General features: G+C 65.1%; 7 protein-coding genes. 2 read left to right on the top strand and 5 right to left on the bottom strand.

All coding sequences use genetic code 11. The features are described 5' to 3' along the window. Positions 1–7: 7 nt before the first annotated feature. A complete protein-coding gene (locus AB7535_RS28425) occupies positions 8–1,954 on the bottom strand; it encodes a maltotransferase domain-containing protein (protein WP_231143280.1) in 1,947 nt (648 codons plus the stop codon). A gap of 204 nt (positions 1,955–2,158) precedes the next feature. On the opposite strand from AB7535_RS28425, the gene malQ reads away from it, so the two are divergent. Both malQ and AB7535_RS28415 read left to right on the top strand, forming a co-directional pair. Next, positions 2,159–4,120, top strand: coding sequence for a 4-alpha-glucanotransferase (gene malQ, locus AB7535_RS28420; protein ID WP_231143279.1), 1,962 nt, complete (start codon positions 2,159–2,161; stop codon positions 4,118–4,120). 30 nt (positions 4,121–4,150) lie between these two features. Next, positions 4,151–5,953 carry a glycoside hydrolase family 15 protein gene (locus tag AB7535_RS28415; RefSeq protein ID WP_231143278.1) on the top strand — a complete coding sequence of 601 codons (1,803 nt, stop codon included), beginning with the start codon at positions 4,151–4,153 and terminating at the stop codon, positions 5,951–5,953. Between the two features lie 4 nt (positions 5,954–5,957). Here AB7535_RS28415 and AB7535_RS28410 read toward each other — a convergent pair whose 3' ends face one another. From AB7535_RS28410 to zwf, 4 genes are read right to left on the bottom strand one after another with little or no spacing between them, the layout of a single operon-like run. After that, complete coding sequence (locus tag AB7535_RS28410; protein WP_231143277.1) at positions 5,958–6,770, bottom strand: HAD family hydrolase; 813 nt, start codon at positions 6,768–6,770, stop codon at positions 5,958–5,960. Positions 6,771–6,795: 25 nt separating this feature from the next. Then, positions 6,796–7,326 (bottom strand): gluconokinase, encoded by a 531-nt coding sequence (locus AB7535_RS28405; RefSeq protein ID WP_014492792.1) that lies wholly within the window; start codon positions 7,324–7,326, stop codon positions 6,796–6,798. Then, the gene (gene pgl, locus AB7535_RS28400; protein WP_085405225.1) at positions 7,313–8,062 is read right to left on the bottom strand and encodes a 6-phosphogluconolactonase; all 750 of its coding nucleotides are present in this window, start codon (positions 8,060–8,062) and stop codon (positions 7,313–7,315) included. The genes AB7535_RS28405 and pgl overlap by 14 nt, the downstream gene beginning before the upstream one ends. Continuing rightward, positions 8,062–9,573 carry a glucose-6-phosphate dehydrogenase gene (gene zwf / locus AB7535_RS28395; RefSeq protein WP_085405224.1) on the bottom strand — a complete coding sequence of 504 codons (1,512 nt, stop codon included), beginning with the start codon at positions 9,571–9,573 and terminating at the stop codon, positions 8,062–8,064. The genes pgl and zwf overlap by 1 nt, the downstream gene beginning before the upstream one ends. Between the last annotated feature and the right edge of the window lie 29 nt (positions 9,574–9,602).

Genomic DNA, 9,602 nt, shown 5'->3' with positions numbered 1-9,602 from the left:
GTGATCCTTACGCCAGGCAGCGGAACAGCAGCGCCGGGTCGCGGTCGGGATCGATATATAATCTGATCCCGCCCCATTCGATGCGGGACAGTTCGCCTGTGATGAGATTTTCGAGTGCGGTGACGTGGCGGCGTGCGCCGCCGGCGTCGATGGTGAGGTCGCCCAGCGGCAACCAGACTTCGCGGACATGGCGCGAGAGGGCGATGACCGCGACGACGGTGTTGGCTGGATCGGCCGCCTCCTTGGCAAAGGCGATCGTCTCGCCGTCCTCGACGCCGAGGAAGCGCAGATTCTCCGTTTGCTGAAGCGCGGCGTTATCGTTGCGGATGCGATTGAGCGCGGCGATGTAGGTCTTGATGTTGCCGGGCCGGTCCCAGTCGCGCGGCTTGATCTGGTACTTCTCGGAATCAAGATATTCTTCGCGGCCGGGAATCGCGTCATGCTCCAGCAGCTCGAAGGCGCTGTAGATGCCGTAATTGCCGGACAGCGTCGCGGCCAGCGCGACCCGCGACTTGAACGCCCAGGGCTCACCGCCCTGGAGATGATAGGGCAGCAGGTCGGGCGTGCTCACGAACAGGTTCGCCCGATAGAAATCGCGCTCGGGATGGCGCGTCAGCTCGCCCAGATATTGCTCCAGCTCCCATTTCGCCGTGCGCCAGGGGAAATAGCTGAAGGACTGTGCAAAGCCGAGCTTGGCGAGGCCCTGCATCAGCTTTGGCCGCGCAAAGGTCTTGGAGAACAGGATCACCTCGGGATGGCGGCGGCGGATGTCGCTGATCAGCCACTCCCAGAACGGAAGCGGCGCGGTGTCGTGATTGTCGATGGCGAAGATGGTGACGCCGTGGTCGATCCAGAACAGCATGGCATCGCGAAACGCGTTCCACAGCCCGGCCCTGTCGACGGAGGCGAAATCGGGGATGACGATGTCCGAATAGGGATCATCCGCCGTCCGCACCGAGCGGTCCGGACGCCATTTGAACCATTCCGGATGCTGCCTCAGCCAGGGATGGTCCGGCGAGCATTGCACGGCGAAGTCGAGCGCGAGCTCGAGGCCGTATTCGAGACAGGTCGCGACCAGCGCGCGGAAATCCTCGATCGTGCCGAGCTCGGGATGCAGTGCATCGTGCCCGCCCTCGGTCGTGCCGATCGCATAGGGCGAGCCGGGATCGCCTTCGGTCGCCACCGGCGCATTGTTGCGGCCCTTGCGGCGGGTGCGGCCAATGGGGTGGATGGGCGTGAAGTAGAGCACGTCAAAGCCCATCGCGGCGATGTCGGGCACGCGCGCGATGCAGTCACGCAGCGTGCCATGCCGGCCGGGACTCTGGCTCTGGCTGCGCGGCATCATCTGATACCAGGCGCCGAAGCGCGCTTTGTCGCGGTCGACGATCAGCGGGAAGTTCTGCGAGCGGGTCAGGTCGGGCCGCGACTGGCTCTCGGCCATGGCCGCGCCGAGATCGGCTGCAAGCAGCGAGCCGACGTCGCCGGTCTGAAGATAATCCTCGCATTGCTTGACGATGACCGCCGCGGCGTCCTGCCGGGCGCCATGTGCCTTGGTCAGGAGGCCGGCGCCCTCGATCGCATCGAGGTTGACGTCCGCACCGGCGCGCCGCTTGCGCTCGACCCCGTGCGACCAGGTGGCGAACTCGTCGGTCCACGCTTCGATCGCATAGACATATTGGCCGGGTTCGACGGGGGTGAACGCGCCGGACCAGCGGTCATTGCCGTGATGGATCATCGGCTCGCTCCGCCATTCCCGGTCCTGTTCTCCTCGCCAGATCAGCGCGGCACCGATCACCGCGTGGCCGCCGCGATAAATGTCCGCCCAGACGTCGACCCGTTCGCCCGCAATCCGCTTCACGGCGAAACGGCCGCTGTCGATCGAGGGATAGATATCTTCGATGAGGAAAGCGCCGCCGGCTGCGGCACTCTCGACAGTTTGAATTGTCTTGTTCACGGTGATGCCATTGACAAGAAAGCAGGAGCCCGTTTCCCTTGTCGGGAACCTACGCTTGATACCAATATAGAAAGCCGCTTGTGTGTCATTGGTTCCCTTGGGAACGGCAGGCACGGTCTGCGAGTTAGCCCTGACTAACCTCTTCCACGACCTCGTTAAATTCCCTGCCCCCGGCCGGATGACGGCCTGCAAGCTGCGTGCCGAATGGATCTTTTAGCTCAAGCCCGGATCAAGGGCGTTCAGTCCGAATTCGTCGATGCCCTCGGAAAGCTGCGGGTCACCGATCCCGTGGCCCTCAAATCCATCCTCGAGGCCCTGCCGGAGAAGCGGGTTTACCGCTTCGTCGGCGGGCCCGTGGTGGTGCGCGCCCTGGGACATCCGCGCACCGAATTGACGACAATCGGCGCGCCGCCGCTGCAATGGACATTGCGCGCAAACGGCAATGTGATCGCGCAAGGCGAGACCCACGAGCCCGTGATCGCCTGGCCCGCCGGCCTGCCGCTCGGTTATCACCGGTTGACGCTGACCGATGCCAAGGGTGTTGCGGAAGAGGTGCCGATGATCGTGGCGCCCGAACGCGCCTTCGGCGGCGATTTCGCCCGAGGCTGGTTGCTCGCCGTGCAGCTCTACAGCGTCCGCTCGGACCGCAATTGGGGCATCGGCGATTTCACCGACCTCGCCGATCTCGTTCGGCTCGCCAGGCAGCTCGGCGCCGATGGCGTCGGGCTCAATCCGCTGCATGTCCTGTTCGACAACCACCCCGCCGATTGCAGCCCCTATTCGCCGAACAGCCGGCTGTTTCTCAACCCGCTCTATATCGACGTCGAGGCGATCCCGGAATTTGCCGCCGACCTCGTCCCCGACGCGGCTGCGACCTCCGCGCGGCTGCGCGAAGGCGACCGCGTGCCCTATGCGGACATGGCGGCGCTGAAATGGCTCGGCCTGCGCGCCGCCTACAACAGTTTCGTGACGAGCGCGAGCGAGGCGCGCCGCAAGGAATTCGACGCCTTCCGCGCGGACCGCGCGCCGCTGTTGTCCCGCTTTGCCTGCTTCGAGGTGCTGCGGCATCGCTTCTCCGGGCCTTGGTGGGAGTGGCCGCAAGAGTGGCAGCAGCCGGATGAAGCCAAATGCGCCGAGCTCCGCAACGGTCCCGACAAGCGCGAGGTCGAGTTCGTCGAATTCGTGCAATGGACGGCCGATAGCCAATTGCAGGCCGCCAAGGAATTGGCCGGCCAGCTCGGCATGCGCGTCGGGCTCTATCTCGACGTCGCCGTCGGCGTGCAGTCCAACGGCTTCGACGCCTGGAACGAGCAGATGGCGATTTCGCGCCATCTCGCCGTCGGCGCGCCGCCCGACGTGCTCAACACTGTCGGGCAGGATTGGGGCCTTGCCGGCTTCAATGCCGGTGGTCTGGAGGCGCAATCCTTCGTGCCGTTCGCCGACATGCTGGCCGCCTCGATGCGCCATGCCGGCGCGATCCGGCTCGATCACGTGCTGGGGTTGAAGCGGCTGTATCTGGTGCCGCGCGGCTTCAAGCCGGACAACGGCGCCTATGTGCAGATGCCGTTCGAGGCGCTGCTCGGCGCCGTGGTGCGCGAGAGCGCGGCGCACAAATGCATCGTGATCGGCGAGGACCTCGGCACCGTGCCGGAAGGTTTCCGCGAGACCATGCAGGATTTCGGCATCTGGTCCTACCTCGTCATGATGTTCGAGCGGGACGATGCCGGCCGCTTCCGCAATGCCGACCATTACCGGCCCAATGCGCTGGTCACGCTGAACACGCATGATCTGTGCACCTATGCCGGCTGGCGCTCCTTCGGCGATCTCAAGATGAAGCGCTCGCTCGGGCTCGACCCCGGCGAGAACGACCAGGCGCGCTGGGATGCGCTCGGCAGGCTCGACGAGATCCTGCGCCAGAACGGCATCAACGCCAACGATCTCTATTCGGTGCTCGCCTTCCTGTCGCGGACGCCGTCGCGTCTGCTGGCGGTGTCGCTGGAGGATCTGCTCGGCGTGATTGACCAGCCCAACATTCCCGGTACGATCGACGAGCATCCGAACTGGCGCCAGCGCCTGCCGGTGGCGCTCGACAAGATCGCCGCCAAGGTCGATGTTACGGCCTTGAAGGCGGCGACGCGGGAACGCTCGTTGACCGGCGGGAGTTGAAACGGCGGATTTTCCGGGGCTCGTGACACATTGGCTCAGAGGATCGAGGACTATGCGCTGATCGGCGATTGCGAGACCGCAGCGCTGGTCGGGCGCGACGGCTCGATCGACTGGCTGTGCTGGCCGGCCTTTGATTCCGATGCCTGCTTTGCCGCGATCCTCGGCACGCACAAGAACGGCCGCTGGCTGATTGCGCCGGGCGAGAACACGACCTCCATCTCGCGCCGCTACCTCGGCAACACCCTCATCCTCGAAACGCGCTTCGAGACCGGGAGCGGCACCGTTGCGCTGATCGACTTCATGCCGCCGCGCGGCAAGGCCTCCGACATCGTGCGGCTGGTCCGCGGCCTCACGGGCACGGTGAAGATGCGGATGGAGCTTGTCATCCGCTTCGGCTTCGGCGTCGACATTCCCTGGGTGCGACGCATCGACCATTCGCTGCTGGCGATCGCCGGCCAGGACATGACGGTGCTGCGCACCCCGGTGGAGACCCGCGGCGAGGATCTCACCACGGTCTCCGACTTCGACGTGAAGGCGGGTGAGACCGTGCCGTTCGTGCTGACCTACGGCCCCTCGCATCTCGATCCGCCCGCGCCGATCGATCCGGAGATCGCCTTCCAGGAGACCGAGAAATTCTGGAACGAATGGTGCAGCCGCTGCACCCGCGACGGTGATTATCACGATCTGATCGTACGCTCGCTGATCACGCTGAAGGCGCTGACCTTCGGCCCGACCGGCGGCATCGTCGCGGCGCCCACCACCTCGTTGCCGGAAAAGCTCGGCGGCGCCAGGAATTGGGATTACCGCTTCTGCTGGTTGCGCGATGCGACCTTCACGCTGCTGGCGCTGATGAACTCGGGTTACACCGAGGAAGCGTTGGCCTGGCACAATTGGCTGCTGCGCGCGGCGGCAGGCTCGCCGGCGGACATGCAGATCATGTACGGCATCTGGGGCCAGCGGCGTCTGCTGGAATGGGAAGCGGGCTGGCTCGACGGTTATGAGGGCGCCCAACCGGTGCGCGTCGGCAACGCCGCGCATGCGCAGCTCCAGCTCGACGTCTACGGCGAACTGATCGACGCCTTCCACCAGTCGCGCATGGCGAAGCTGAAGCTCGACGACGAGACGACCTGGGCGCTGGAATGCGCCGTGCTCAACCATCTCGCCGAGGTCTGGGACCATCCCGACAACGGCATCTGGGAGCTGCGTGGACAGCCCAGGCACTACGTGTTCTCCAAGGTCATGACCTGGGTCGCCTTCGACCGCGGCATCAAGAGCGCCGAGACCTTTGGCTTCAAGGCGCCGCTCCTGCATTGGCGTGCCCTGCGCGAAGCCATTCATCGCGATGTCTGCAACAAGGGATTTGACGCGGAGGAGAATGCCTTCGTCGACTTCTATGGTTCAAAGCTGCTCGATGCCAGCGTGCTGCTGCTGCCGGCCGTCGGCTTCCTGCCACCATCGGACCCGCGCATTCGGGGCACCATCGCCGCCGTCGAGAAACACATGATGCGCGACGGTTTTGTGCTGCGCCACGATCCCCGCGAAGTGTCCGAGGAGACGCAGCCGATCGAGGGCGCGTTCCTGGCGTGCAGCCTGTGGCTGGCCGATGCGCATGTGCTGGCGGGTGATCTCGACAAGGCGCAAGCCTTGCTCGATCGCGTGGTCGGCATCGCGAACGATGTCGGCCTCTTGGCCGAAGAATATGATTCAGGCGCCCGGCGCCAGACCGGCAATTTCCCGCAGGCCTTGACCCACATCGCGCTGATCAACACCGCGCACAATCTCTCGGCCGCGAGGCAGGAGAGCGAGAAGCCGGCGGTTCAGCGGTCGAAGTAGTGACTCAGCCCGCCCCGTTCCGCTTCAAAATCACCTCCATCGCCTCCGCAAAGCCGTCCTGCTCATTGGTCGCGGTGACGTGGGTGGCCTGGTCCTTGACGCTGTCGGTGGCATTGCCCATGGCGATCGAGGTGCCGCTGACGCGGAACATCGCAAGGTCGTTCTGCATGTCGCCGATGGTGGCGACCGCGTCGGTGGAAATACCAAGGCGCTTGGCCATGGCCTGCACGAAGGTGCCCTTGTCGAAGCCGGGCGGCGTGATGTCGAGATAATAGGTCTGCGAGCGCACTGCAGTGGCCGCGCTGCCGAGCGCCTCCTGCATCGCTTTCTCGCAACGCTCCAGGCCGGCGGCATCGGCGCTGGCGCCGACGATCTTGCAGGCGCTCGCAAGGTACGGCGAAAAATCCGTTACGATGGTGGGATCGGAGCGGATCGTGTGCTGCTCGTGCGCGACGTATTTACCATCAGGGTTGTCGATCAGCCATTTGTCGGTGGTGAAGAGCCAGATGTCGGCGCCGAACTCCCGGAGGATCTGCAAGGACCGTTCGGCGGCGCTCGCCGGGATCAGGTGCTGCTCGACCGGATGCATCTCGGGATCGACGATCGAGGAGCCGTTGAACGGGCCGATCGGCAGCCAGAGCGCCAGCGGCTCGACCAGGAACCGCATGCCGATCGCGGGGCGGCTGGAGGTGATGGTGAAGCCGATGCCGGCCTTGTGCAGCCGCTGGACCGCGGACCGCGCGCGCTCCGTCAGCGTCTTGTCCTTGGTCAGCAGCGTGCCGTCGACGTCGGAGACGACCAGTGAGATTTTCGTCATGGCAGGACCTCAGGGTTTCTCGGCCTCAGCGTTTCGCCCCGCTCAGCTTCAATTGCCGTACCACGCCGTCCACGATCGCCTCGACGGATTCGTCGATCGAGACGGTGACGACGTGCTCGCCGGCCTCTGGCGGCTCCAGGGTCGTGAATTGGCTCGTCAGCAGTTCGGGCGGCATGAAATGGCCCTTGCGTTGCGCGAGGCGGGCGGCGATCAGCTCCCTGGTGCCCCTCAGGAAGACGAAGCGGACGTCGTCGCGTCCACGCAGTAGCACGTCGCGATAGGTGTGCTTCAGCGCCGAGCAGGCGATGATGACATGCTCGCCCTTGTCGCAAACCCGCGCGATCTCGTCGGCGATGGCGTTGAGCCAGGGCCAGCGGTCCTCGTCGGTGAGGGGATGGCCGGCCCGCATCTTCTCGACATTGCTGGCGGGGTGAAAGCTGTCGCCGTCCTCGAAACGCCAGCCGAGCCGCTGCCCGAGCGCCTCCGCAACCGTACTCTTGCCTGAACCCGACACGCCCATCACGATCAACGCACAAGGTGCTTCAACGCCCGCCACGAATTCCCTCCGGAAGCGCGGCCTGGTCGACCAGCCAGACGGTCTCACCATTCGAGCGCGCGCGTACAGCCGGCAGAGTCTCGCCATTGAGCAGGCGCGTCAAGATCGGCTGCTTGTCGTGCCCGGCAATCTCGAACAGCATTTCGCGGCAGGAGGCCAAGGCGGGCAGGGTCAGCGAGACCCGTGGCACGAACGGCGCGACATTGGCCTTGGGGACGCCGACCACCCAGCGTGTGGTCTCCTCGATCGCGGGGTAGCCGGGGAAGAGCGAGGCGGTGTGGCCGTCCGGGCCCGCGCCCATCAGGACCATGTCGAACAGCGGCCGTGCCGGATCGAGGCTTTTGGCGCCGTAGAAGGACTGAAGCTCGCGCGCATAGGCCTCGGCACCCGCTTCGGGGCTTTCAGCCGTGGTGGGGATCGGGTGAATATGCCCGGACGGCGCATTGCGGTCGAGAAAGGTCGCGCGCGCGACTGCCATGTTGTTGAGGGGATCGCTCGAAGGCACGAAACGCTCGTCGCCGATGAACCAGTGCACGCGGTCCCACGGGATCTTGCCGCGATACGCGTCGCTGCCGAGCAATTGATAGAGCTTTTTCGGGCTGGAGCCGCCGGTGAGGCAGATCGCGATCCGCCCGGGATTGGCTGATATCCGCGCCATCACCCGTTCGGCTGCGGCCTGCGCCAGCGCCTCGGCGTCGGCCTCGACGATCAGCTTCGGCTGGTCGGCCGCTTCCATCACGTAAACTTCCGCCAGCTTCGCCCGTCGCGCCGGAGCAACTCATCGGCGCAGGCGGGGCCGTCGCTGCCGGCGGAGTAGGTCTCGATGCCGTTGGTGCCTTCACTTTTCCAGGCGTCCAGGAACGGCTGCACCGCCTGCCATCCGGCCTCGATGCCGTCGGCGCGCTGGAACAGGATGTTGTCGCCGATCATGCAGTCGTAGATCAGAGTCTCGTAGCCGGTCGAGGGATCGGCGCGGAAATAGTCGCCGTACTTGAACTTCATCTCGACGCCGTCGATGGTGATGCTCGGCCCCGGGATCTTGGCGTTGAACTGCAGCTCGATGGTTTCGGTCGGCGCGATGCCGATGGTGAGGAAGTTCTGCGACAGGCGGTCGACATCCGTGCCTGAGAACATCGACAGCGGCGCCTGCTTGAACTTGATCGCCACTTCCGTGCGCTTGTGGCCGAGCGCCTTGCCGGTGCGCAGATAGAACGGCACGCCGGCCCAGCGCCAATTGTCGATCATCAGCTTCAGCGCGACGAACGTCTCGGTGGTGCTGCCGGGCTTGACGTCCTCGGTCTTGCGATAGTCCGTGATCTCGTCGTCGCCGATGCGGCCGGCGAGATATTGCGCGCGCACCGAATTCTTCAGCGCCTCTTCCCGGGTCGGCTCCTGGATCGACGTCAGCACGTCGGCCTTTTCGGAGCGCACGGAATGCGCATCGAACCGCGCCGGCGGCTCCATCGCGACCAGCGACATCAGCTGGAACAGATGGTTCGGCACCATGTCGCGCAGTGCGCCGGTGGCATCGTAGAAGCCGCCGCGATGGCCGACGCCGAGCTTCTCCTCCACGGTGATCTGGATGTGGTCGATATGGTTGCGATTCCAGATCGGCTCGAACATGCCGTTGGCAAAGCGCAGCACCAGGATGTTCTGCACCGTCTCCTTGCCGAGATAATGATCGATCCGGTAGATCTGGTGCTCGTCCATGATCTTCAAGAGCTCGGCATTCAGCGCCTTGGCTGACGCGAGATCGGTGCCGAACGGCTTTTCGATTACGAGCCGACGCCAGGCGCCGTTCTCCTTCATCATGCCGGTGCGGCCGAGCTCGCGCGCAGTCGGCGCGAACGCGGCGGGCGGCGTTGCCAGATAGAACAGTCGGTTACCGCCGGTGTCCTGCGCGCATTCCAGCGAATCCAGATGCGCGCGCAAGCGGTCGAAGGACGGGGGATCCTTCGGATCGGCCTCGACGAAGGTCACGCATTCCAGCAGCTTCCGGGCGATGTCGTCGTCCACGGGACGGGTTGCGAACTGGCGCAGCCCCTTCAACAGGCTGTCGCGCAGCTCGTCATCCGACTGGCGGTTGCGGGCCACACCGACGACGCAGAACTTCTCCGGCAACAGGTGCTCGGCGGCCAGATTGTACAGCGACGGCATCACCAGCCGATGGGTGAGGTCACCGGTCGCGCCAAAGATGACGAAGGCGCAATTTTCGGGCTTGCGCTTGGCCTGCGGGTCTTTTGTCACGAATGATCGGCCTTCGCTCTGTTACTTGT

The sequence above is a fragment of the Bradyrhizobium sp. 956_D2_N1_4 genome, assembly GCF_052076025.1.
GTDB classification, from domain to species: Bacteria; Pseudomonadota; Alphaproteobacteria; order Rhizobiales; family Xanthobacteraceae; genus Bradyrhizobium; species Bradyrhizobium barranii.
The sequence above is the reverse complement of the archived record's forward strand: the minus strand, read 5'-3'. Positions and strand labels throughout refer to the sequence as shown.